Genomic DNA, 24,284 nt, shown 5'->3' on the forward strand with positions numbered 1-24,284 from the left:
TATAAGACATGAAAGATAAAATATCGAATTTTGTGGCGTTGGATTTCGGCAGTAGTAAAATTTCCTGTATTGCTGCTTATATCGGTAAAAAAGGCGAAACTAAGATAGTTAGCCAAAATTTACATCATTCTAGAGGCATTAAGTCAGGTATTATATTAGATTTAAAAAGTGCAGAGAGCAGCCTTATTGGGGCAATTTACGCTTTGGAAAAAGATTGCGGTAAAAATATCAAAAAAGTAATTGTCTCTTTATCGGGAGCTGCCACTAAATCATATTACGTGAATTATAAAATAAAACTTACAAATATAATTGTTTCAGACCAAGACGTTAAAAAATTACTACAAAAAGCATTATTAGAATTTAAAATTAAAGATCAAGAAATTATTCATTATTTTCCTATAGAATTCACCCTTGATAATAATGCGGTTGAAAACCCTATAGGCATGTACGGTAAAGAATTAGCTTGCGAACTGCATGTTATAGCCGCAAATAGCAATATGCTTTCAAATATCGTTAATTGTTTTGCTAAATGTCACGTTGAAATTACTAACATCATACTCGCTATTTATGCCTCAGGAATTGCTTGTCTTTCAGAAGATGAGAAAAAACTCGGCTCTCTTATTATAGATATGGGAGATAAAACCACTTCCTTCGGTATTTTTTTTGCCGGTAAATTAATATATACGGGTCACGTGTATCTAGGGAGCTTTCATATTAGTTCCGACATCGCCAAAGTTTTTGGAGTGGATCTTATTACGGCAGAAAAATTAAAAATTCTCTACGGTAATGCAATATTATCTTCATTTGACAAAGATTCTATTATCAATTTAGAAGATTTACAAATTGATAGTCCTTATAATCTTAATACGCCAATCACTATTTATAAGCTTACCGAAATAATCGGTCCAAGGGTAGAAGAAATATTAACCATGGTAAAAACAGAATATGATAAAGCAACAAAAGGGCAAATGGTTGTTTCTCGGACTATTATCACCGGCGGCGGGTCAATGCTTAGAGGAGTAAAGGAACTTGCCGGTAGAATTTTTGAGAGACAAGCTAGAATCGGCAAACCGGATATTATTGACGGCTTTGCCGAAGATTATAATCCGGCTATTTATTCCACAATTATCGGTATGCTAAAAATTCATGCCTTAAAACAACAACAGGAATCTTTTCATATTGAATTAAACGAAAATATCGGCTTTCTCAAAAAACTTTTCATTTGGTTGAAGGATAATATTTAGTACCGGTATTTAGTTATTAATACTCAAATGATTTGGAAAATTGAAATGTAAAACGAGGGGCGAGTGCGTGAATCCATAAAACCCGTCATTGCAAGCGACCAAAAGCTTTGTTGCATGGATCGAATTTTTGGTGTCATTCTAGCTAAAGGCGGGGCGTTGTTGCATGGCTCATAATTTACCGTATTATGGTTATTATAAGTACGATGTCATACCGTGGCTTGACCCACTACTGTACGAACGTTGAAAAAAGGCTGTGTCATGCCGTGACTTGATCACGGCATCCAGGAAAATAAAGCCATATTAGACTTATTTTAGAATCTTTTTATGATATTATAAGCTGGATTCCGTGGTCGTAGCCACGGAATGACAGAATTTTTACCTCTTTATTTAAACGTTCGTACAGTAGTGGGTCAAGCCACGGTATGACAAGTTTTAAGCGATTTTAACCATCCACGCAACAATACCGCGCGGGAATGACATCAAAAATTTGAGCCATGCAACAAAGCCGCGAACAAAGGGAACGCGGTAATCCAGAAAATAATAATTTACATAGCATTTTGTACTAATTTTTTCCTGGATTGCCGCGTCGAGACTACGTCCCTCCTCGCAATGACGGGGTAAGATCGAGCCATGCAACAAAGCCAATGCCTCCTCGCAATGACATTCCGGTATCCATGCAACAATACCAAAAACAGAGGAGTATTACTTATCATCCATTTCGGCAAAGACCTCTTCCCAAGAGCCGGTAGTTGCCGCTTTGGTATATTCCGTCGGTCTGTTTTCAAAAAAGTTGGTATGTTCAACGCCGTTTAGCATTTCATCAAGCCAAGGCAAAGGATTATGATCAACTAAATAAATTTCTTTAAGACCCAGCTGCATTAACCTACGATCGGCAATATAACGAATATATTGCCTTACTTCCCTGGCAGTTAATCCTTCAATTCCACCTACTTCAAAAGCCAGCTCAATAAAAGCATCTTCAAAATGCACGATGGTAGCGCATGCTTCATAAAGACGGCTACGAAGCTCTTCAGTCCAAACTTCCGGATTTTCTCTAACAAAAGTTTTAAACAACATAATAATCGAATTAGTATGTAACGTTTCATCTCTTACCGACCAGGCAATAATTTGCCCCATGCCTTTCATTTTATTAAAACGCGGGAAATTTAGCATAATTGCGAAAGATGCGAATAATTGTAGCCCTTCGGTAAAAGCTCCAAAGACGGCTAAAGTAGCGGCGATATCTTCTTTTGTTCCAACACCGAAACGCTGCATATAATCATATTTATCTTTCATTTCCTTATATTTAAGGAAAGCTGAATATTCGACTTCCGGCATCCCCACCGTATCAAGTAAGTGAGAATAAGCCGCTATATGAATTGTTTCCATGTTAGAAAAAGCCGATAACATCATTAATATTTCCGTCGGCTGGAATACTCTTGAGTAATGTTTCATATAACAATTATTTACTTCAATATCGGCTTGCGTAAAAAAGCGAAATATTTGTGTTAATAAATGTTTCTCACCGGGTGTGAGATTATATTTCCAATCCTTAACGTCATCGGCCAGCGGTACTTCCTCAGGCAACCAATGAATTTTTTGCTGGGTATGCCAAGCTTCATATGCCCACGGGTAGGAAAACGGTTTATAAATCGGGCTTGCATCAAGTAGTGACATATATTTCCTTTTATTTATTCTTTTAACTTTTCGGTGTTATACCGTGGTCAAGCCGGCGTTATTGCATGGCTCGATTTTACCTCGTCATTGCGAGGAGTATTGTTGCATGGATGCCCCAAACGTCATTGCGAGCGACTGAAAGGAGCGTGGCAATCCAGAAAAATAATAAATTTCATAGCACTTTTTGTCATTTTTTTCCTAGATTGCCACGTCGATGCTACGCATCTCCTCGCAATGACGGTGTTTTTTGTAACGATTTCGACCCACGCAACAACACCGCCTTGACAGTTTTAAACAATTTTAACCGTTCACGCAACATTGACATCGGTAAAATCTATATTTTACTGACAAACTAAACATTCGTCATATTTATTTGCCTCTGCAATTTTACCGGCATCGTCAATTTTCTCATTGTCTTTCTCGATATCTTTAAAATCAACTTTAAGCACGTTATGGGAAACTTTATCTGCTCGTTGGATTGAAGTCGAGCGGCAATAATACAAACTTTTTACACCCTTTTTCCAGGCTTTAAAATGGATATTATTTAAATAATTTTTACTGACGTTACCGGGCAGAAAAATATTTAAGGACTGAGCTTGTGAAATGTGCGGCGTTCTGTCGGCAGCTAACTCTATCAGCCAATTTTGATCTATCTCATAAGCAGTTTTAAACACTTCTTTTTCTTCGTTCGATAAGAATGTTAAATGCTGCACCGATCCTTCATGCGTGGCAATCGAAGACCAAACTTGCTCATTATTAAAACCTTTCTCCATTAAAAGCTTTTCTAAATGTTTATTACGTACGTTAAAAGAACCGGTTAAAGTTTTCTGAATAAAACTATTAGCGGCAAACGGCTCAATTCCCGGTGAGGCATTGCCGGCAATAACCGAAATTGAAGCAGTCGGCGCAATCGCCGTTTTATTACTAAAACGCTCCTTACTTCCCACTTCTTCCGCATCAGGGCAAGCTCCCCTATCCTCTCCCAAAGCTATTGAAGCTTTATCGGCTTCGCTCCCTATATGCTCAAATATTTTTTTATTCCAAACTTTCGCCATTACCGACTCAATCGGTACATTCTTTAATTGTAGGAATGAATGGAATCCCATTACACCAAGGCCGACGCTACGCTCACGCGTGGCTGAGTATTTGGCTCTTGCCATAGTATCAGGTGCTTTATTGATAAAATCTTCTAGCACATTATCGAGGAAAAGCATAATAGCCGGAATAAATTCTTTATCATGTTGCCACTCTTCAAAATATTCCAAATTTAATGAAGACAGACAGCAAACGGCGGTTCTGGCTTTGCCCAAATGATCGATTCCAGTCGGCAAGGTAATTTCACTACAAAGATTCGACATTTTAACTTGCAGCCCTAGTTTTTTGTGATGCTCCGGTATAGCTCTATTAACACTATCAATAAATAACAGATACGGCTCACCGGTCTCTATTCTGGTAGTTAGTAACTTAACCCACAAATCTCTAGCTCTAACTTTACTGACGACTTTTTTAGTTGCCGGACTAATAAGCTCAAAATCCTTATCATGCTCAACGGCTTTCATAAATTCATCGGTTACGGCTATACCGTGATGAATATTTAGAGCTTTACGATTAATATCGCCGCCGGTCGGACGTCTTATATCGATGAACTCCTCAATTTCCGGATGGTTAATCGGTAAATATACGGCAGATGAACCACGTCTAATAGAGCCTTGTGAAATGGCAAGAGTCATGGAGTCCATCACTTTAATAAACGGTATGATTCCCGAAGAATTACCTTTACCGCTGATTACTTCATTGATAGAACGAACATTTCCCCAATAACTACCGATTCCGCCGCCGCGTGATGCGAGCCAAACATTTTCCGTCCATAATTCTACTATATCGTCTAAACTATCATTAGTTTCATTTAAGAAACACGAAATGGGTAAACCTCTATCCGTTCCGCCGTTACTTAAAATCGGCGTTGCCGGCATGAACCACATTTTACTCATATAGCCATATAATCGCTGTGCATGCTCTTTATTTGCCGCATAATAACTTGAAACTCTAGCAAATAATTCTTGAAAATTTTCATTCTTTAAAAGGTAACGATCTCTTAAAACGGCTTTACCGAAAGAGGTAAGCAAATTATCGTTATTAAGGTCAATATTTATTTGAAATTTAGCTTTTGCAGGTGCGTTCATTATATGTACTTAATATATTGATAAATTTAGTAATAGAGTAAGAATTAATATTTAGCGTGGATAGCTAAAATGATGTTATAAAAACTTAAAACAGCCAAAATATTTCCTGCAACAACGCCAGTATTACCTGAAGATATCATTATAACTATAAAGGCGGGAATCCAGAAAAATTATAGTCATGCTGAACTTGTTTCAGCATCTCTTTTAATATATCCTGAAATAAATTCAGGATGACACAAGAAGCCTGGATTCCCGCCTTTAACTAGAATGACATACGGCACTTTTTTAGAGCCATGCAACAATGCATTTTGTACTAATTTTTTCCTAGATTGCCGCGTCGGCACGATGTGCCTCCTCGCAATGACGATTCTAGTATCCACGCAGGCATTGCCCCGCGGTAATGACATCTCAAGAGTTTTACCTATCCACATAACTCATTAATTAGGTACATTTTCGTACCGATTTTGGGTATCATAATATATCCTTAGTAGACACGAGAATAACATTTTATTCAATATAAATATTTAAAATTATAACAGATTTTTTTCTTGACACTAAGCGCTCCCGCATAACCTAGGGAAAGTAGATTTTTTAACAACTACAATGTAAAAACATAGTCAGTATGTTACGGTAGCAGTAATAGTATCAGTGTAAGAACCGGCTTGGGCAAGAGGCTGCGCCGGGAGCGTTGCGTATATTGTGTGGTTATTAGTTCCCGAACCGATAATAAGGGTGAAACTACCGGTAACCACAATATTAGTGAGATTAAGAATTTGCGTTCTAGGATTATCCTTATATAAATTATAATTAAGCGTCTTTATTCCACTTTTCATTTGACGAGGGGTAAAAGTCCCTGATGAGCCGGTACTAAAACCCACACTATAATTAAGAAGTAACCCAACCAGACCTGTGCATGTTACGGACATATTAATAGTAATCGGTGTAGGAGTATTGGCAAAAGGAGCAAAATTACCGAAGGCAACTGTTGGAATAGTTGCGGTACAAACTGCAAAGCTATTAGAAATTAAGCTTAAATTAATACAAATAAAAATTATTAATTTTACTATTCGCATACCACCTCTCCTAAATCTAATATTGAATCTGAGGCAGTAAAATCATTATTAATTGATGCCTCAAAGCGGCAACAATCATCATCCTGACAGGCCTTACCTTTTAATGACTTTAAATCTTTAATATTATGTATATATAACTTACCGTTATATCCGACAAATAATTCCTCTTCTATACCTTCAATCGTAACAATTTTATCGAAAGGTACAACTTGTTTATTTCCGTCTACTAAAACCATTTCTACGCTATTGACTATAGTAACACCAAAATCTACTACAACTGCACTTTTCCATTTTGGAGCTACTTTTAAAGCTAGAGAATTAAATTCGGTATCTAAAGGAAGAGTTTCGTCATCTAACCTTATCTCCGATGATATGTAAGGCAAGACGTTAGGTATAAGCACTTTTCCATCCTTATTAGTATAACCGGTTATTAGGTTATTATTATAAATAGCAACATCTTTTAGTTTTCCTACTTTAACCAGAGCTAGGCTATCATTAATCGGTCTAGTAAAGTAAAAATCTTTGTCTAAAGTAACAATACTTCCCTTAACTTCCAATTGTGAAGTTAAATTTTTATTATATTTATACAAATATAAGGCAGCATCACCGATTTGACCGTTTCTATTAAATTGTAGATTATAATCGGTAGTCTTACCTTGCATTAAATTTGCAGTATATCCAAAGCCAAGCGGTGTACTTATAGGAGCAGAAAAATTAATTTGTTTAGTATTATATTTATTTTGATAAGAATTACTTACACTAGCGCTTTTTGAGCCGCCAAGATTCATGCCAAAAGTCATATAAGCAAAAGTATGTTGGTGTTTTCTATTTAAATCCGTTCCGGCAGTAATATTAAAAAAAGTGTTTTGGGTAATATCTCGTTGATAACTAGTTGATATAATCTGCAAACGCTTACTTTTCCTTTCACTAGTATCTGAAGCAAAAGATAAAAAATTAACGGAAATACTACCTAATGTTTCACCGTTATAACCTGCTGACATTTGATAACTTATCTCGGAAGAAGTAAGCAGCGGATAATTATAAATATCATAATAATTATTACCGTTTTTACTTATATTAGCATTAAAGTCCCAGCTTGAAGACTCATAACTATAACCTATCAGGACTCTTTGAGCATTATTAATGTTATGGATATTAGATGCCAGAGAAGCGGTAATTACCCCATAATTACCGATTTGAACATTATTAGTAGTACCGATAGTGCCAAAACTCTTTAGGGATTCAAAATGCATACCGGTAGTCCAATAATCGGAGACCCCGTACATATAATCGGCATTCGTAATAAAATATTGATATTCGTTGCTTTCTACTGCAAAATTTTGTCTTTGAATACCGGAGGCGAAAGAAAAATTTGATAATCCTTTCGTCAATAAGACAGGGGCTACATAATAAGGAATAGTAACTGTTTGAATCTTACCGGTAATATCTTGAGTTTTAACTACTAAATCTCCTCTACCGGTGATAACAGGCAGATTAAATACATTAAAATCTCCTACTTTAGATTCGCCGTGAAAAATAGAACTAGAATTTGCATAAACGTCAAGAGTACTAGGCAACTCTGATTTACCGGCAAATTCCAATAAAGGATGAGTAATTAAATTCGGTCTTATCGAAAAGTTAGTAGCATATTGCAGACCGATGAACCTGCTGCTATTAGACCAATCCGCTGCCTTTGTTAGACTATCGCCGATTCTCCATCTAGCGACATTCTCGACATTATCAAATGTCCAATTTGTTTCAAGCCGAGTGAAAATATTGTAATCCCGTTTAAAATTCTTTTGTGGTTTAAAACTGGAATTAATAGGCGCACTTCGCATAACAAAAATATTACTCAATGTTCCATATTCACAAAAATAATTTAACTCTTGAAAGCCGGCTAAATATTTAGCGTCGGAGGTATCGGTTAATGTTAAATCATAATTTAGAAATGCTCCGTTTATCGGCTTACCGGCAATTTCTTGCTCCGGCACCTCTATAGCATTAAACTGTTGAAGTTTCATTTGATTTGGAGGAAATTTGATTTCTAAAGCGAGAGTTTCTTCATCCAAACGATAATTTGTTCCCTGAAGTAAATTTAAATTAATATAATGTATCTCGTTTAAATCTATGCTAGCACCGGCTAAATATTCATCTTTAATATTAAAGGCCTTCAGATCATCTAAAGGAACTAACATATGATTTGCGTTATTTCTTACTACTATAGAAAAATTCTCAGAGTCAATATAATTAACTCTTAACGTTACTATTAATGCTCCACTTTCTATATTATATCCTATACTATTTTCTATATTATCGTCGGCAAAGCTAGTAGCTATTAGTAAGGTAATGCTTGCAATTAATAACACCTTACTAAGAAAAACCATCCTAAGAAATTGTTGATTTATTTTCATTCCCACAATCTCTTTTTCATTCCCATGAGGCATTATTGCGTGGATCGAAAGTTGTTGCAAAAAGGGTGTCATTCCCGCGCATGCGGGAATCCAGAAAAATACTTTTTAAGTCATCCTGAATTTATTTCAGGATCTTTTGCAATAGATGCTGAAACAAGTTCAGCATGACAAAGAAAAGCCTGGATTCCCGCCTGCGCGGGAATGACACCAACAACGTTTATCGAGCCATGCAACAAAGCCCCGTTTTTACGAGAATGACATAACTAGTATACTACCCTATAGTTACCGGTACTCTAAACTCTACTACAAATTGAACCTGAGATTGTATACCTGCCTGCCTATGCGGTAGCTCCTTTACCGCAATTCGATAAGCATCTTGGTCCCTGCTATAGCTCATCTTATTAATTAAAGCAATACGTACTAATTGAGTTCTTCCGGCTCCAATTCTAAACATTACAGGTGTTGCTATCAAATCTTCTGTTTCCTTTAAAACTTCTTTACCGTTTTTATATTCTACTTTATAAATTATTAACTGAAAACTCTTCGGTACATCATTATCATTCCTTAAGTTAAGATTAGCTATCCTATTATCTTTATTTATAGTCAGCTTTACCGGGGCAATAGTAAAAACTGCTTGAACAACAGAGGAAGTTAAGCAGATTAATATTAAAGTTAATAAGGAATAAAATTGTTTTTTCATAATGTAATCTCTATTCTAAAATTATGGAAATGTTACCGTTACGGTTATTGTATCCGTATAAGTAGAATCAACAACGGCAGTATTCTGACCCAAAGGAATCCTACCATATACTATTATCCCTTGAGTGTTACCGTTTCCTGTACCTGCTACCGTATCAGTGCCTATTATATCTCCCCAGTTATTATTTCTACCAAAATCAGAATAAAGAAAGTAGTTAAGGATATTAGTTGTAGGTGTTCCTCTCATTTTGCGAGTTGAGGTGGTAGCACCCGGAGCAAGACCGGCATCTAAGCCGATTTTATATGTCGTACCGTTAGTACAAGTTACGTTAATAGTTGTTATTTGGTCTGAATTAGCCGTATATAAATAACTACCGAAGTTAAGAGGATTTGCTGAAACACTGCAGTTATCCGTAATATTAGCGGTAACTAAAAAATTAGTTGTTGCAGGAGAAGAGAGAGCTACACCGCTAAATATTATTAGACCGATAAGAATAAAATAATGAATTAAATACTTCTTCATAAGCTAAGCTCTATGGAAACGTTAAGGTTACGGTTATCGTATCGGTATAAGTAGAATCTACAAAAGCAGTATTCTGACCTGAAGGAATCCTACCATATACTATTACCCCTTGAGTTGTACCGTTTCCGGTGCCCGCTACAGTATCAGTACCTACTATATTACCCCAGTTAGTAGTCCTACCAAAATCAGAATAAAGAAAGTAGTTAAGGATATTAGTTGTAGGTGTTCCTCTCATTTTGCGAGTTGAGGTGGTAGCACCCGGAGCAAGACCGGCATCTAAGCCGATTTTATATGTCGTACCGTTAGTACAAGTTACGTTAATAGTTGTTATTTGGTCTGAATTGGCCGTATATACATAACTACCGAAGTTAAGAGGATTTGCTGAAACACTGCAAGCGTCAAGGATAGTAGCAGTAACCTGAAAAGTGGTATTAGTAGTAGCTGCTGTAGCATTTTCCGTAAAAATCAATATATTTAATATTATGAAGCTAATGTGCCGAAAACACTTTTTAAGATATTTTTTCATAAATAATTTTTAATTAAAAATAAGTAACTTTCTTAATACTATAATTCATATTTTATTAAGTTTCAATTTTAAGTTATTTATTTAACTTGTTTAAACAGTGTGAAGTCTTTGAGAAAGCTTTTCAATAATATTAAAGTATCCTCCTATCCTTATTATATGAATAAAGTAATGATATTTTAAACACACGATACAGTAAACTTGTTCAGCATGATCTCTAACATTTCATAGATTTCCCTCATAGCGGCGTTGTTACATGACTACTAGAATCGTCATTGCGAGGAGGCAATGCCCGCGTGGATCGGAGATTGCCATAAAAAGGATGTCATTCTAGCTAAAAGCGGGAATCCAGAAAAAACACTTTTTAAGTCATCCTGAATTTATTTCAGGATCTTTTTCAATAGATGCCGAAACAAGTTCAGCATGACAAAGAAAAATCTGGATTCCCGCCTTTAGCTAGAATGACACCGAGGGCGTTTTTAACCATCCATGCAACAACGCCGGTCAAGCCCACTATTGTACGAATGTTGAAAAAAGGCTGTGTCATGCCGTGACTTGATCACGGCATCCAGGAAAATAAAGCCATATTAGACTTATTTTAGAATCTTTTTATGATATTATAAGCTGGATTCCGTGGTCGTAGCCACGGAATGACAGAATTTTTACCTCTTTATTTAAACGTTCGTACAGTAGTGGGTCAAGCCACGATATGACACCCTACTTGTAATAACCTTAATACGAAAATACGAATCCACGCGGGCGTTGCCTTCCCGCTTAAACTAGCATGACATAAGAAGCTTCAGAAACGACAAACGACATAAATTATGCAAAAAATTTCTTTTTGATAAAGTTTTTTCGATTTTACTTGAATTAGTGGAAGTTATTTGCTATGAATTTCCTTGGATAGGTGGCCGAGCGGTTTAAGGCACTAGTCTTGAAAACTGGCGTACGTTCACGCGTACCGTGGGTTCGAATCCCACCCTATCCGCGCCTATATTCCGCACAATTCATTATTTTATAGAAGTTTTGAAGAAGCTATAGCTTAATAATATTTTGATATATAGCGTTTAAAATTCTGCCCTTCATATCGGAAAAAAAAGCAACTGACTCACGCTGTTGCTTTTTTTTGAAGTTATACACGATTTGAAATCCACAAAAATAAAATTCTTTTTTAGATATCTCGTTAAAATTGCTGGATCACACTCGTTACTACGCCCCAGATATAAGTATTTTCTTCTATTTTAGTAGGTAAAAAATCCTTATTTTCCGGCACTAAATATGCTTCATTATTTATTATCTTCAAGCGTTTAACGGTAAATTCATTATTAATAACGGCAATGACTATTTTATTATTAGTCGGCTTTATTGATTTATCGACTATTAACAAATCATTTTCTTTAATACCGGCATCCAGCATAGAATCACCGGTCACCTGAACAAAAAAAGTTGCTTTCGGATGTTTAATTAAATGACTGTTTAAATCAAGGCTATTACTCATATACCCATCCGCCGGCGAAGGAAAACCTGCTTGGACTTTTGTTTCGTATAGAGGTAATTCACAAATCTTTTCAACAGAACATTGTGAAATTTTTGCTACCTTCATTATAACCTATAAATATAATTAATCATAAAATTAATTATAATTCATCCTTAGATTTAAATCAAGTAAGAGTTTTAACTTTAACAATAGATTTTAAAACTCAATTTAGTTGAATTTTTTTACTTTTAATAACTTTAGTCTCTTTTAATTTTCAAGAAAAGTAAGTATTATTAAATCATAACAAAAACAAATAGGTTGAAACTAAAATAAATAAATCAGTTGAAATTAAAATAAATTTTACTACTATAGGTATAGCAAAGATTATTAAGGTATAGACGTTAAATTTTAGAGCGAGCTAAGCTACGCGTAGATTAACTACGTGAGTACAAGCGAGACTCGCGAAATTTGATGTGCTGATCCTGAATGCAGGGAAAGTGAGTAGTTTTTGGCAGCGGTGCTTGATGCAACTTTTTTACCGTTTCGCAAGCTATAATAATTTTTTCATTATTTTCCTTTAAAGAATAGGCTTTCAAAGAAATACCGGAAATAGCGCGTTCAAGAAGTAAAGCATTATGTTGCTGCTCTAAAAGCCTTACGGCTCCGTAGCCTTCAAAAATTTTAAGAGCCTCTGCTTCTTGCATAAGGCTTTCCTTATCAAATCCGAGTTTTAAAATAATAGGCTTATCATTTTGAAAACCTGACAAAACATAGTTAAACGATAAATTATCTACGGGTTTAAGTTCAGATAAATGCCATTTTTTTGCTATTGCTGCTATAATTTGCGGCAAGTCTTTAAGCCAAATTTTTCCTTGCTCTTTATATAAACTAATTATATTTTTTGTAAGTATATTCATTATCATTAAAATATATTATGAATATCCATTTGAAAATAGCAAATTTAATTCCCGATTATTTAACGGTAAAAAATTATGGATAATTTAAAATTTATATTTCAAGCAATAATCGGCACTCCTTTTTGAGTTTGGGGAATCTTTATCTATGTGCTATTTGTTGGATTGAAGGCAGCACATACCCGCGTTATTTCTCTTCCAAAACTTTTTATTATTCCTGTTTAAAAATTTCATAAACAATGAAGGCTATGGCATTGCTATAGCAAATTTAGATAACAAAATAGCGGGGCTTATTGCTTGGTCTAAGTCGATGCTTTTTGTATCCGATAAAGTGCGTTTTCATATAGAAGCATTAATAGTTGAGCCAAATTATCGGGGGCAGCAAATCGGTAAAAAACTTATGAATTATTTAGAAGAGCTAGCAGGAAAATACAATCCTGTAATTATTGATCTTACTTCAGGTTATCGCAGAGCCAAAGACGGCACGCATGCATTTTATGAGAAGCTCGGCTATCATAATTCCGGAGAAATGGCTAAATTATATTTAAGAAAAGAGTTATGAATAATAAATCTATACAAGGGATATCCTTAACCTCAGCAACTCTTGCCGATTACCCAACCGTGCAGAATATGGCACGGTTTTACGTTTATGATTTATCCCGTAGTTGTGGTTTTACCTCTGATGAAGATGACTGGACTATACCACGGGATGGATTATACGAAAGCACTGATTTTAAAAATTATTTTATAGAGGCAGATAAAAAAGCATATTTGGTTAAAATACAGCTAAATTCAGGAAAATAAACGGCGTTGTTGCATGGCTACCGGAATCGTCATTGCGAGGAGGCATTTATGCCGACGTGGCAATCCAGGAAAAAATAGCAAAAAATGTTATGAAATTTATTATTTTCTAGATTGCCTCGCTCCTTGCGGTCGCGGCGTTGTTGCATGGCTCGAATTTTCTATGTCATTCCCGCGCAAGCGGGAATCCGGAAAATACTAATAAGTCATCCTGAATTTATTTCAGGATATTTTTCAAGAGATGCTGAAACAAGTTCAGCATGACAATGAAAAGTCTGGATTCCCACTTTTAGCTAGAATGACATACGGCACTTTTTTAGAGCCATGCAACAACGCCCTTGCCGGGTCCTCTTTATATTAACTTTTTACTAACTTAATATCCCTTGTGGAAATTATTTTATCGACCAAACCGAATTTTTTTCCTTCTTCAGGTGACATGAAATTATCGCGTTCCATATTTTTTTCAATGTGTTTTATATCATGACCGGTGTGTTTACTATATAAGCCGTTAAGTAGTCTTTTAACTTTTAAAGTTTCCTGTGCATGAATTTCTATATCGGTAGCCTGCCCTTGATAACCTCCTGAAGGCTGGTGGATCATTATGCGGCTATGCGGCAATGAAGAACGCATTCCTTTCTCGCCGGCACATAATAATAGTGATCCCATAGAACAAGCTTGCCCTATACAGAGTGTGGCGATTTTTGGTTTTATATATTGCATGGTATCGTAAATAGCAAGACCGGCCGTAACCACGCCGCCCGGCGAATTTATATACATGTAGATATCTTTTTCCGGATTTTCCGCCTCAAGAAAGAGCAATTGTGCTACTACAACATTTGCCATATAATCCTCGACGGTACCGCACACAAAAATTATGCGTTCTTTGAGTAGTCTTGAATATATATCGTAAGCTCTCTCACCTCTTGAGGTTTGCTCAATCACTATCGGTACGTATGATGACATTTAATTTTCTCCTGATAATGTTTTTGTTATTTTTCAAAAGCACTCGGTGTCATACCGTGGCTTGACCACGGTATCCAGTCTTTATTTTATTTTTTTCTGGATGCCGTGGTCAAGCCACGGTATGACAAGAACTAGATTGCCACGTCGGGACTACGTCCCTCCTCGCAATGACGGTTAGGACATCCACGCAACAACGCTCCGTTTTCACGGGAATGACACCAACACTTACTCCTTATCCAAAGCACCGGCAATTATATCACCGATATTCATAGTATTATCACTAGAGCCGTGTTCTTTAATTGCTTTCTCGCGCTCTGCTATTTTCAGCGCTTTTATCGATAATAAAATTTTATTTGATTTATCAACAGAGATAATTTTTGCCTCTATTGTATCTTCTAAAGAAAACATTTCAGGTTTTTGCTCTCCTTTTTCTTCCGATAACTCTGATTTTTTAATAAAGCCGTGAGCCTTATTATCTATCATTACTTCTAAACCGTCATCTTTAATTGCCGTTATAACGGCTTTAACGACGGTGTTCTTTTTATATCCTTCGGAAGGCTCTTGAGCAAGATTTTCACTAAGTTGTTTTATACCAAGGCTAATGCGTTCTTTTTCAATATCGACGGCTAAAACTTTGCATTCTATTACATCATTCTTTTTGAATGATTTTAATAACTCCGTACCGTTACCTTCCCAGCTTATATCCCCTTCATGGATCATACCGTCGAGATTATCGCCGAGAGCTACAAATATACCGAAATCCGTAACATTTCTAACCGGTGCCGTAAGTACGCTTCCTACCGGATTTGCTTCTGCAAATTTTATTAAAGGATTATCCCGACATTGTTTAATACTTAAAGAAACTCTATGTTTTTCCGTATCGACTTCTAAAACTACAAATTCTACTTCCTGCCCGATGGTAAGCATTTTTCTAGGATATTGATTAGATTTTAGCCAACTAATTTCACTTGAGTGAACTAACCCTTCCACGCCGTCTTTTAGCTCAATAAATACCCCGTAATCAGCAATATTTGTTACTTTACCGATCATTTTTTTACCGACAGGAAATTCTTCTTTAATATTATGCCATGGATTATGGTCAAGTTGCTTCATACCTAGCGATATTCTTTTTGTCTCTTCGTTAAATTTAATAACCATCACTTTAACTTTTTGACCAAGCGTTAGAACTTCTGAAGGATGGTTAACTCTACTCCAAGAAATATCGGTTAAATGTAATAAACCGTCAACACTTCCTAAATCAATAAATGCTCCGTAATCGGTTATATTTTTTACAACTCCCTCAAGTACCATACCTTCTTTAATTTTAGACAACATTTCATCTCTAGCTTCCGATCTTGATTCTTCCAAAATAGCTCTTCTTGAAACCACAATATTACCAAGCTTTTTGTCCATTTTTAAAATCTGGAACGGCTGTTTAATATCCATTAATAAAGAAATATCTTTAACGGGTCTAACATCTACTTGACTACCCGGCAAGAATGCAATTACCCCTGATAAATCTACGGTAAATCCACCTTTAACACGACCGAAAATTATACCGTCGACAAATTCACCTTTAGCGCAAGCAACTTCCAATTGTCCCCATAACTCTTCTCTAACGGCTTTTTCACGGCTTAATATAGTTCTGCCGTTACGACCTTCAATTTTTTCAATATAAACATCGACCACATCACCGATTTGCGGCATCACCTGATTAATAGATAGAGCAAATTCCGTTTTTGGAACTCTTCCTTCATTTTTTAATCCGACATCAACAATAATAACTCCTTCATCAATCCCTACTACCTGCCCTTTAACTACAGTACCTTCTTTAATATGGCTTGTATTTACGCTTTCAAGCATCTGGGCAAAATCACCGTCAAATTGGCTATTAATTTCTGCAAGCTGCGGGACAAATCTTTTCTTAAATTTCGGCATATTTTTCTCGATTAATATTAGTCAGTGCTAAACTAATATAATGTTTTTTTATAGGTTAATAAAATTAAGTATAAACAACTTAGCACTTTGGAGTTTTAAATAATTAATTTTAAAACTTCAAGTTATTTTACTCATGCTTAAAATAAATTATAGGCGTTAGTTTATAGAGTAAAGATATATTCGTCATTGCGAAGAGGTGCGTGAATACCTCAAACGTCATTGCGAGCGACCAAAGGCTTTGTCACATGGCTCGAAAATTGCTATATTTTGGGTATTCTTTAAAAGTACCTCGATGTCATGCCGTGGCTTGACCACGGCATCCAGTCAGGCTTTTTAATTTTTTCTGGATACCGTGGTCAAGCCACGGTATGACAAGTTTTAAGCGATTTTAACCATCCATGCAACAACGTCATTGCTTCCTTGCAATGATAAGCCTTATTTTTTTATCTCTTTCTAACACTACCCCTGCAAAATAAATTGTGTTATTTTTTCTACGATTTCTTCAGGCATAAGGTCGGAAGTATCAATTACTAAAGCGTCTATTGCCGGCAGTAACGGTCCTGATTCTCGCTCTTTATCTCTTTTATCTCGTAGCTTTATCTGTTGTAAAGTTTCCGTAAGCATACAAGCTTTTCCCTTTTTTTGCAACTGATTATATCGCCTTTGAGCCCGAAGCTCGGCATTCGCAGTGATAAAAATTTTTAAATCGGCATCAGGGGCTATAACGGTACCGATATCCCTCCCCTCCATAATGATCCGCGCAGTAGATTTTATCAAATTTATCAAATATTTATTTAAGTTATTTCTAACCTCACTTATTGCTGCAACTTTAGAAGCAATATTTCCTATATATTCATCCTCTAAATCAATATTTTCCGTGATTTCTAAAGATTCCGATAAAGAAATAATTGCCTTAATATCATTAATATCTATTTTTTGATTAATACAATTAAAAGCAAGATTTCTATAAACAATACTTGATTGAAAATATGTAAGAGAAAATTTGCGCGCTAACATTTGACCGATCGTACCTTTACCGGAAGCAGCCGGACCGTCAAGAGCAATTACAAAATTTTGAGTGATATCAGAAGCTTTTGATTCCAGGGTCATAATTTAAGAGTCATTTTAAAAATATTATAAACTACGTAATAAATAATCTTATAAATAGCGCAAATAAAACTTGAAATCTAGACTATTATACAATAAATATAAAGTGTAAAAGTTACAAGGGTGATTAGCTCAGTTGGTTAGAGCATTACGTTGACTTCGTAAAGGTCGGTGGTTCGAGCCCACTATCACCCACCATTCAGCATTTTCTAGCAAATTTACGAAGGTATTGAATGGCGGACGTAGCTTATAATCAAGCTTCTCGGCGCTTAATGTAAGATTCGCAAACACTAAATTTATTACATTTCTTTTTTCTAAAATAGTTGAACAAATTATTTTTTACAACCGACAATTATAAAATACTTGACTTATTCGCGTTAATCCTCTACATTAAAAACTGCTTAATGATGTTTTAACCTCTATCATTAACATATATCGACCTAAGGCTAATATTTATTATGCCGGGAGTCCGCTGCTATAAGTATCTTCCGGATATGAAGTGCAGCGGAAAGTCGTTATGTTAATGACTGAGGTTAGCTCCCGGCACCTCTTTTGTTAGCCTTTAGGTTGATTAATATATCACAATAACTAATATTATTAGGGTTAAAAATAAATAATAAAGAAGAGTTAGAAAAACAATACAGAGAAGAAAGAAAGCAAAGATATATTTAAAATTGTTATACCGGCTTTAATTGTTGTTATGATTCTTATAGGTAAAATTCTGTCATTCCGTGGCTATGACGGCTTTGTTGCATGACTCGAAATCCTTATAAAAAAACACCGTCATTGCGAAGCCACGAAGTGGCTGCGGCAATCCAGGCTATCCCGAATGTAATGAGGGATTTAATTAGAATACTAAACAAGTTTAGTATAAAAATATGTTTATACTTGATTGCCGCGTCGGCATAAATGCCTCCTCGCAATGACGTAGAGTTTTTGATCCACGCAACAACGCCGCCAGTCGCTCGCAATGACGATTCCGGTAGCCATGCAACAACGCTGGCTATGACGGCGTTGTTGCATGGCTCATAATACTTCAGGGATGCAAGTCCTCTTTTAGGCGTAATATATTACTTTTACTAATTACCGACCTATAGACTTGCATATTTTCAAATACTCGCTGAACATAATTTCTTGTTTCAGCAAATGGAATTAATTCAATCCAATTAATTACTTGCCGCATATTTTTTAATTCTCGCGGATCACCGAATCGCTCTATCCAGTTTTTTGTTCTATGAGGTCCGGCATTGTAGGAAATGATAGTTAGAAGATATGAATTATCATGTTGTTGTAATAATAATTTCAGATAATTAGAGCCTAAATTAATATTATATTTTGGATCTTTGATAAGTTTTGCGATATCACATTTAGTATTGATAGACTTAGCAGCATCGCAGGCGGTATTTTTGACAAGCTGCATCAAGCCCATAGCATTTGCCGTGCTAATTGCTGAAGTGTTAAAAACCGATTCCTGTCTAATTATACTATAAGTTAAATGCGCCTCTATCGGTGAATTTAAAATTTGATAAGGAGTAGGAAAGGCATGATCTAAAATACAGCTATGATATTGGCAGGCAATTTTTGCTACGTCCACCGTATGATGAAGATTATTATTAGCTTTGATAATATTGGTAATTAGTAAAATTTCCGCCGGAGTCGATACCGTTGCAATAGCTGCTTTAGCGTAGATAATCGCCAAACTAGTTTTACCGTATTTATTTAATAACTTTACGGCTTTAACAATATCATTTTTTTCTATTTTCTGCGTATGTGCTAATGTTATGTTAGGGTTACTAGGTAAAACTATTTTATGCTCTTTTAGCTCTATATTCGCGACTTGTCCGTAGAAAGTACACGGGTATTTAGCGGCTTTTTGATAAAACTCAGTTGCCGTTTTTTGATCACCTTTTGCTTCATAGCTTCTTGCAAGCCAGTAATAGCCTCGTGATAGACTTATAGGGGTTTTTACTATCTTTATAAATTTATTAAAATGCAATAAAGCTTGATCGGGTTTATTTAAAAAGCTTAAAGCCAGCCAACCGGCAAGCCATTCTTGTTCTCTTACCGTCTCAGGACATTTCGCAAAAGGAATGGTAATAATTTTATAGCTACCGGCAAAATCCTTTTGATCAATAAATTCTCGTGCGTAATAAGATTGCAGGCGACACCATTGTGCAAAATGTTTTTTATCGTTTTTTACCTTTTTAAATAAAGCAATATCTTCACTACTCGCTGATTCTTTTTTCTTTGCATCTAAATAACGAAATAATAAACCGGAAGTATAATATTTTTCAGAGACATTTTTAAAAAGTTTTTCTGCCGATTGCGGGTTATTTATCATCGCGATTTGTGCCTTGAAAGAAGCCTGATATCCTACGCTTACATACGGCATCCCACGCTGCGCCGCTCTAATATCCGATTTCCATAAATGTTCGTCGATTCTGTGAACATGATCTTCTACATCTAAATATTTGTTCCACTTAACATAATATTCTTTTTCTTCCGCGTCGGTAAAATCACCGTATATCCACGCGGCTTTAATAATCGGCAGTAATATTTTCCGGTCTTTCACTAATTTACTAGCAGCTAACGCATAAAATTTATAGCCTTTACCGGTGAGCGGAGGATTTTTGTTAAACCATTCTAATATTATTTTTTTATCCGTATCATGATTTAGATATCCTTCCGCCTTTACTTCCAATAAGCTATTTTGCGGCCATTTCGGATTATCTCGTAAAAATTTTATTACTTCTTTGAAGTTATTATTACAATATTTACTATCTAGAAATTTTTGTGAAAGAACGATTTTTGTTAAAGCCGTGTTATTTATTTCTTTAGTCAATTTTTCAGCTTTCACCCAATCTTTTTTATCTAAATAAATAAAAGTTTCTTGAATTTTATCTTGCGTAATAGCTTTTGCGTAAATATAGCTATCTCCTATGGAAAGCTTTAAGATGCCAAAAATAATTAATAGTTTAAACTTAATTCTCATAATTTCGGTAAATTTAATTTGTAACTATAAAATTTAGCTTTTGATCATTTGGCGTTATAGGCAAATAATCTATTATCTGTTCTTTTAAACAAACTCCGACAGTCAATAAATCTTTATTATTACTTATATACTGGTCAAAAAAACCAAAACCTTGCCCTAATCTATGATTATCCTTACTAAAAGCGAGTCCCGGCATAATGATTAATTCCGGTTGATAATCCTCTTCCTTTTTTGGTTCATAAATATTGAATTTATTTAATATTAAATGTGTATCCTTGGTATATAGACTATAATTAATTTCGTTTTTTACAATTTTAGGTAAGAAAAATATAAGCTCAGGATGCCACTTAATTATTTCAAGTATATTAATCTCAGGTAACATAGGATAATATACTCCGACTGTTGTTACCTTAAACTCATTTATTAATATATTAAGCTTGTGTATTATTAACTTTCTGGTTACTTCAGAATTTACTTTATCCTTATTCTTTCTTAAAAAATTTCTAAAATAAGATCGTAGAGCTGGCTTATCCATATAATAACTCATCTATATTAACTGCACAATATAGCAAAAAGCATTAAGGTATAGACATTAATGATTGAAGCTATATATTAATAGTTCTTTTATCTACTGCTAACGCTGCTTCTTTTATCGCTTCACTTAAAGTAGGATGAGCATGGCAAGTCCTTGCTATATCTTCAGCTGCCGCTCCAAACTCCATAAAAGCAACAAGCTCGGCAATCAAGGTGCCGGCATCGGGACCGATAATATGCGCACCGAGTACTTTATCAGTCTTGCTATCGGCAAGGATTTTCACCAACCCATCGGTAGAGCTAACGGCTCTTGCTCTACTATTAGCTAAAAACGGAAATTTGCCTACTTTATACTCAATAGCTTTTTCTTTTAATTGTTCTTCGGTTTTACCGACACTTGCCACCTCAGGCCGGGTATATATCACACTTGGAATTAAGTTATAATTTACATGTCCGGCAAATCCTGCCATAATTTCAACGGCGGCTACCGCTTCTTCTTCAGCTTTATGAGCAAGCATTGGACCTTTTATTACATCCCCGACGGCGTAAATATTTGCTATCGACGTTTGAAAATGTTCGTTAACCTCTATTCTCCCTTGTTTATCTGCCGTAATTCCCAGCTTCTCTAGCCCTAAATTCTGCGTACAAGCTTTTCTACCGACGGCAATCAATACCACATCGGCAGTAAGTATTTGAGCAGTACCGCCCTCCTCTACTGAAAGCATCACCTTACCGCCTTTCTTCTCGGCAGATGTTACTTTAGTATTAAGCTTAAATTCTATTCCTTGTTTTTGCAAAATTTTAGTAAATTGGGTAGCTATTTCCTTGTCCAACACCGGCACAATGCTAGGCGCATATTCGACCACTGTTACTTTAGAACCCAAACGTCGCCATACCGAACCAAGCTCTAAACCGATATATCCGCCCCCTACCACTATCAAGCTCTCAGGAACTTTTGTTAGCTTTAAAGCACCGGTAGAAGAGACTATATATTCCTCATCTATGGTAATATTCGGGATTTCAATTATATCTGAGCCGGTAGCAATCAAAATATTTTTAGCAGAAATTTGCTCGCTAGCCCTATTCTCATTAGTTTGACCGTTATTTACCTCAACGATATTAGCCGAGATAATCGTGCTATTCCCTGTGATTCTAGTAATTTTGTTCTTAACAAATAAGCTTTCTATGCCTTTTGTTAAGTCGGTTACCGTCTTATCTTTCTTAGCTAACATTTTCGGTAAATCTAGCTTCACTTCAGTCATAATACCGATATCAGCAAAATGTTTTAATGCCTCTTCATATTTTTCCGAGGAATTTAATAAAGCTTTCGACGGGATACATCCAACATTTAAACACGTCCCGCCAAGCATACTGTTTTTTTCTATGCATGCTACTTTCATGCCCAATTGCGCCGCTCTGATGCTACCTGTATAACCGGCAGGACCGCTGCCTATTACTACTAAATCAAATTCTTGCATATAATTACCGTAATATGATGTTAATTTAAAAGTAGCAGATACACAAAATATTTCAAGACTTGAATTTTATTTTATTAAGTAAGTATGCGGTGTCATCTAGTTGCTTGACCGGCGTTGTTGCATGGATGGTTAAAATCGCTTAAAACTTGTCATACCGTGGCTTGACCCACTACTGTACGAACGTTGAAAAAAGGCTGTGTCATGCCGTGACTTGATCACGGCATCCAGGAAAATAAAGCCATATTAGACTTATTTTAGAATCTTTTTATGATATTATAAGCTGGACTGAAGTGGTCGTAGCCACGGAATGACAGAATTTTTACCTCTTTATTTAAACGTTCGTATAGTAGTGGGCTTGACCACGGTATCCAGAAAAAATTAAAAAGCCTGACTGGATGCCGTGGTCAAGCCACGGCATGACAGATTCATTTTAACCTTATACTATTCTTCATAGGCGAAGCAATAAAACTAACTAAAATAATTTGATCTTCAAAAATATTTATATCCTTACTAGCTAGTAAAAAAAGCATTTGTTTGGTAATACCGTAATCAGAGCGTTGAGTTAGGGCATTTGATTCGCCGATATTTTTTATTTCTCTCATTAAATCTAGCGGACTTTCAAACTCTAAGCCGATATTTTCATAATCAATAATTACCTCTAGAAAACCTGCTCCCGCCAATAACAAAGGCATATGATCAAAATGGATGAAAGGCGAAATATGAGGAGAATGATTATAAGCAGTACTTATCTCCACTTCAATTAGCCGATTACGTAAATTTTTAAAACTTCCGCCTCCGACAAAATTACCGATAAAAATACCGTCGGATTTTAGGAATTTTCTAATATTAAATAAAAATTTTTGTATGTCGTTTATCCAGTGCAACCCCAAAGAATAAGTTATTAAATCAAAAGAAGATTCACTAAATTCTAATTTTTCTTCATCGATTAATAATTTATGATCATGAACACAGGAATCTAATAACAAAGCCGACATATCGGTAGCGGTAATTTTAGCATTCGGATAATTTATTTTTAACAAATTAGTTAAATAACCCGTGCGACAACCGATATCTAAAATATGACAAAAATCTTTCTCAATTATTTTTAGCCGCTCAATTATATCTTCCGCCGAATGCTTAATGAATAGACTTTTATCAATAGCGTCTTTAGCGTTATTACGGTTAATTTTTAATTTATTTCGATCAAATATATTAGTAGCCTTATTGTTAATCACTTTTAAATAACGGTAGAGAAATATCACTATCATATTTTTTTCTGGAATGTCGGCGATGCATTTTGTTATCAAACCCTTTCATCTTATTTAAAAATTCTTCCTGCCTTTTAAAATGAATATTCGGCGAAGTAACTTTATAATTATGAATATTGCTATCTTTATAATTATAATTCTCTTCACAAAACTTTAAAAAACTCGAAATTACTAAATCTGTTTTAGTAGCAGGCTCTTCGGCAAAACAATGGGTAGAGAAACTAGCCGGATTATTATGCTTTAGATAATATTGTTCGTATTGTTTATGAATTTTCTTTTCTTTTTTTATTTGTTTTTCTGAAAAAGATAATTTCTTTTCAAAATGAGAGTTAAATATATCGGCGTAATCACTCCACGGTAATATTATTATCCTTTGCTCATCTAAGTTTTGTGCTACCTGCCGGTTATTCTCATTAACATTAGCGTTAGCACTAACCGTATATAATAATAAAAAATATATTATTATTCTAATAGTCATA

General features: G+C 35.3%; 28 protein-coding genes, 2 tRNA genes and 1 pseudogene. 11 read left to right on the plus strand and 20 right to left on the minus strand.

The window, feature by feature from the left end; genetic code table 11:
- Window positions 1–8 precede the first annotated feature (8 nt).
- Window positions 9–1,244 carry a cell division protein FtsA gene (ftsA, locus tag AAGD64_RS06940; RefSeq protein ID WP_341792869.1) on the plus strand — a complete coding sequence of 412 codons (1,236 nt, stop codon included), beginning with the start codon at window positions 9–11 and terminating at the stop codon, window positions 1,242–1,244.
- A 432-nt stretch (window positions 1,245–1,676) separates the two neighbouring features.
- Here ftsA and AAGD64_RS06945 read toward each other — a convergent pair whose 3' ends face one another.
- Both AAGD64_RS06945 and AAGD64_RS06950 read right to left on the minus strand, forming a co-directional pair.
- On the minus strand, window positions 1,677–1,880 hold the full coding sequence (locus AAGD64_RS06945; protein ID WP_341792870.1) for a hypothetical protein: 204 nt from the start codon (window positions 1,878–1,880) through the stop codon (window positions 1,677–1,679).
- A 66-nt stretch (window positions 1,881–1,946) separates the two neighbouring features.
- Complete coding sequence (locus AAGD64_RS06950) at window positions 1,947–2,921, minus strand: ribonucleotide-diphosphate reductase subunit beta (protein ID WP_253307446.1); 975 nt, start codon at window positions 2,919–2,921, stop codon at window positions 1,947–1,949.
- A 65-nt stretch (window positions 2,922–2,986) separates the two neighbouring features.
- Between AAGD64_RS06950 and AAGD64_RS06955 the strand changes: the two genes are divergently transcribed.
- Complete coding sequence (locus tag AAGD64_RS06955; RefSeq protein WP_341792871.1) at window positions 2,987–3,277, plus strand: hypothetical protein; 291 nt, start codon at window positions 2,987–2,989, stop codon at window positions 3,275–3,277.
- Here AAGD64_RS06955 and AAGD64_RS06960 read toward each other — a convergent pair.
- The 4 genes from AAGD64_RS06960 to AAGD64_RS06975 all read right to left on the minus strand — a co-directional run bounded on the left by AAGD64_RS06960 (window position 3,263) and on the right by AAGD64_RS06975 (window position 8,588).
- Entirely contained in the window at window positions 3,263–5,104 is a 1,842-nt protein-coding gene (locus AAGD64_RS06960; RefSeq protein ID WP_341792872.1) for a ribonucleoside-diphosphate reductase subunit alpha, read from the minus strand. The two genes, AAGD64_RS06955 and AAGD64_RS06960, sit on opposite strands and share 15 nt — an antisense overlap.
- 176 nt (window positions 5,105–5,280) lie before the next feature.
- Window positions 5,281–5,511 (minus strand): hypothetical protein, encoded by a 231-nt coding sequence (locus tag AAGD64_RS06965; protein WP_341792873.1) that lies wholly within the window; start codon window positions 5,509–5,511, stop codon window positions 5,281–5,283.
- Window positions 5,512–5,721: 210 nt separating this feature from the next.
- On the minus strand, window positions 5,722–6,177 hold the full coding sequence (locus tag AAGD64_RS06970) for a spore coat U domain-containing protein (RefSeq protein WP_253307443.1): 456 nt from the start codon (window positions 6,175–6,177) through the stop codon (window positions 5,722–5,724).
- Window positions 6,168–8,588 carry a fimbria/pilus outer membrane usher protein gene (locus tag AAGD64_RS06975; RefSeq protein WP_341792874.1) on the minus strand — a complete coding sequence of 807 codons (2,421 nt, stop codon included), beginning with the start codon at window positions 8,586–8,588 and terminating at the stop codon, window positions 6,168–6,170. The genes AAGD64_RS06970 and AAGD64_RS06975 overlap by 10 nt, the downstream gene beginning before the upstream one ends.
- Window positions 8,589–8,627: 39 nt before the next feature.
- Between AAGD64_RS06975 and AAGD64_RS06980 the strand changes: the two genes are divergently transcribed.
- Complete coding sequence (locus AAGD64_RS06980) at window positions 8,628–8,756, plus strand: hypothetical protein (protein WP_341792875.1); 129 nt, start codon at window positions 8,628–8,630, stop codon at window positions 8,754–8,756.
- Between the two features lie 103 nt (window positions 8,757–8,859).
- Here the strand turns inward: AAGD64_RS06980 and AAGD64_RS06985 are convergent, their stop codons facing one another.
- From AAGD64_RS06985 to AAGD64_RS07000, 4 genes are all read right to left on the minus strand, one after another.
- Window positions 8,860–9,288, minus strand: coding sequence for a molecular chaperone (locus AAGD64_RS06985; protein WP_253307440.1), 429 nt, complete (start codon window positions 9,286–9,288; stop codon window positions 8,860–8,862).
- Between the two features lie 21 nt (window positions 9,289–9,309).
- On the minus strand, window positions 9,310–9,810 hold the full coding sequence (locus tag AAGD64_RS06990) for a spore coat U domain-containing protein (protein ID WP_341792876.1): 501 nt from the start codon (window positions 9,808–9,810) through the stop codon (window positions 9,310–9,312).
- Between the two features lie 10 nt (window positions 9,811–9,820).
- Entirely contained in the window at window positions 9,821–10,336 is a 516-nt protein-coding gene (locus AAGD64_RS06995; protein ID WP_253307438.1) for a spore coat U domain-containing protein, read from the minus strand.
- Between the two features lie 415 nt (window positions 10,337–10,751).
- Window positions 10,752–10,880, minus strand: coding sequence for a hypothetical protein (locus AAGD64_RS07000; RefSeq protein WP_341792877.1), 129 nt, complete (start codon window positions 10,878–10,880; stop codon window positions 10,752–10,754).
- Between the two features lie 354 nt (window positions 10,881–11,234).
- Here AAGD64_RS07000 and AAGD64_RS07005 point away from each other — a divergent pair.
- Window positions 11,235–11,321 (plus strand) — tRNA-Ser (locus tag AAGD64_RS07005).
- A gap of 195 nt (window positions 11,322–11,516) precedes the next feature.
- Here AAGD64_RS07005 and AAGD64_RS07010 read toward each other — a convergent pair.
- Entirely contained in the window at window positions 11,517–11,936 is a 420-nt protein-coding gene (locus tag AAGD64_RS07010; RefSeq protein WP_253307437.1) for a LexA family protein, read from the minus strand.
- A gap of 308 nt (window positions 11,937–12,244) precedes the next feature.
- Window positions 12,245–12,727, minus strand: a complete 483-nt coding sequence (locus AAGD64_RS07015; RefSeq protein ID WP_341792878.1) for an aminoglycoside phosphotransferase family protein — start codon at window positions 12,725–12,727, stop codon at window positions 12,245–12,247.
- A 217-nt stretch (window positions 12,728–12,944) separates the two neighbouring features.
- Here AAGD64_RS07015 and AAGD64_RS07020 point away from each other — a divergent pair.
- Together AAGD64_RS07020 and AAGD64_RS07025 are read left to right on the plus strand one after the other, a co-directional pair.
- Window positions 12,945–13,286: pseudogene (locus AAGD64_RS07020) on the plus strand (GNAT family N-acetyltransferase); the annotation flags it as partial.
- A complete protein-coding gene (locus AAGD64_RS07025) occupies window positions 13,283–13,528 on the plus strand; it encodes a hypothetical protein (RefSeq protein WP_341792879.1) in 246 nt (81 codons plus the stop codon). The pseudogene AAGD64_RS07020 and the gene AAGD64_RS07025, both read left to right, overlap by 4 nt.
- Before the next feature lie 354 nt (window positions 13,529–13,882).
- Here the strand turns inward: AAGD64_RS07025 and clpP are convergent, their stop codons facing one another.
- Window positions 13,883–14,488: an ATP-dependent Clp endopeptidase proteolytic subunit ClpP gene (gene clpP / locus AAGD64_RS07030; RefSeq protein WP_253307434.1), complete on the minus strand. Its 606-nt coding sequence runs from the start codon at window positions 14,486–14,488 to the stop codon at window positions 13,883–13,885.
- 46 nt (window positions 14,489–14,534) lie between these two features.
- On the opposite strand from clpP, the gene AAGD64_RS07035 reads away from it, so the two are divergent.
- Entirely contained in the window at window positions 14,535–14,666 is a 132-nt protein-coding gene (locus AAGD64_RS07035) for a hypothetical protein (RefSeq protein ID WP_341792880.1), read from the plus strand.
- A gap of 47 nt (window positions 14,667–14,713) precedes the next feature.
- Here the strand turns inward: AAGD64_RS07035 and AAGD64_RS07040 are convergent, their stop codons facing one another.
- On the minus strand, window positions 14,714–16,426 hold the full coding sequence (locus AAGD64_RS07040; protein ID WP_341792881.1) for a 30S ribosomal protein S1: 1,713 nt from the start codon (window positions 16,424–16,426) through the stop codon (window positions 14,714–14,716).
- Window positions 16,427–16,622: 196 nt separating this feature from the next.
- Between AAGD64_RS07040 and AAGD64_RS07045 the strand changes: the two genes are divergently transcribed.
- On the plus strand, window positions 16,623–16,763 hold the full coding sequence (locus tag AAGD64_RS07045) for a hypothetical protein (protein ID WP_341792882.1): 141 nt from the start codon (window positions 16,623–16,625) through the stop codon (window positions 16,761–16,763).
- 122 nt (window positions 16,764–16,885) lie between these two features.
- Here AAGD64_RS07045 and cmk read toward each other — a convergent pair whose 3' ends face one another.
- Window positions 16,886–17,539 carry a (d)CMP kinase gene (cmk, locus tag AAGD64_RS07050; protein ID WP_341794178.1) on the minus strand — a complete coding sequence of 218 codons (654 nt, stop codon included), beginning with the start codon at window positions 17,537–17,539 and terminating at the stop codon, window positions 16,886–16,888.
- A 115-nt stretch (window positions 17,540–17,654) separates the two neighbouring features.
- Between cmk and AAGD64_RS07055 the strand changes: the two genes are divergently transcribed.
- From AAGD64_RS07055 to AAGD64_RS07065, 3 genes are all read left to right on the plus strand, one after another.
- Window positions 17,655–17,731 (plus strand) — tRNA-Val (locus AAGD64_RS07055).
- Window positions 17,732–18,286: 555 nt separating this feature from the next.
- Window positions 18,287–18,442, plus strand: a complete 156-nt coding sequence (locus tag AAGD64_RS07060) for a hypothetical protein (RefSeq protein WP_341792883.1) — start codon at window positions 18,287–18,289, stop codon at window positions 18,440–18,442.
- Window positions 18,443–18,565: a hypothetical protein gene (locus AAGD64_RS07065; protein ID WP_341792884.1), complete on the plus strand. Its 123-nt coding sequence runs from the start codon at window positions 18,443–18,445 to the stop codon at window positions 18,563–18,565.
- A 4-nt stretch (window positions 18,566–18,569) separates the two neighbouring features.
- Here the strand turns inward: AAGD64_RS07065 and AAGD64_RS07070 are convergent, their stop codons facing one another.
- From AAGD64_RS07070 to AAGD64_RS07090, 5 genes are all read right to left on the minus strand, one after another.
- Window positions 18,570–20,525: a lytic transglycosylase domain-containing protein gene (locus AAGD64_RS07070; RefSeq protein WP_341792885.1), complete on the minus strand. Its 1,956-nt coding sequence runs from the start codon at window positions 20,523–20,525 to the stop codon at window positions 18,570–18,572.
- 13 nt (window positions 20,526–20,538) lie between these two features.
- Window positions 20,539–21,060 (minus strand): 5-formyltetrahydrofolate cyclo-ligase, encoded by a 522-nt coding sequence (locus AAGD64_RS07075; RefSeq protein WP_341792886.1) that lies wholly within the window; start codon window positions 21,058–21,060, stop codon window positions 20,539–20,541.
- A gap of 70 nt (window positions 21,061–21,130) precedes the next feature.
- On the minus strand, window positions 21,131–22,537 hold the full coding sequence (gene lpdA / locus AAGD64_RS07080) for a dihydrolipoyl dehydrogenase (protein ID WP_341792887.1): 1,407 nt from the start codon (window positions 22,535–22,537) through the stop codon (window positions 21,131–21,133).
- Between the two features lie 425 nt (window positions 22,538–22,962).
- The gene (locus AAGD64_RS07085) at window positions 22,963–23,640 is read right to left on the minus strand and encodes a methyltransferase domain-containing protein (protein ID WP_341794179.1); all 678 of its coding nucleotides are present in this window, start codon (window positions 23,638–23,640) and stop codon (window positions 22,963–22,965) included.
- A gap of 124 nt (window positions 23,641–23,764) precedes the next feature.
- Complete coding sequence (locus AAGD64_RS07090) at window positions 23,765–24,283, minus strand: DUF2532 domain-containing protein (RefSeq protein ID WP_341792888.1); 519 nt, start codon at window positions 24,281–24,283, stop codon at window positions 23,765–23,767.
- Between the last annotated feature and the right edge of the window lies 1 nt (window position 24,284).

The organism is Rickettsia endosymbiont of Ceutorhynchus obstrictus (assembly GCF_964026565.1).
In the GTDB taxonomy this organism is placed as follows: Bacteria; Pseudomonadota; Alphaproteobacteria; order Rickettsiales; family Rickettsiaceae; genus Rickettsia.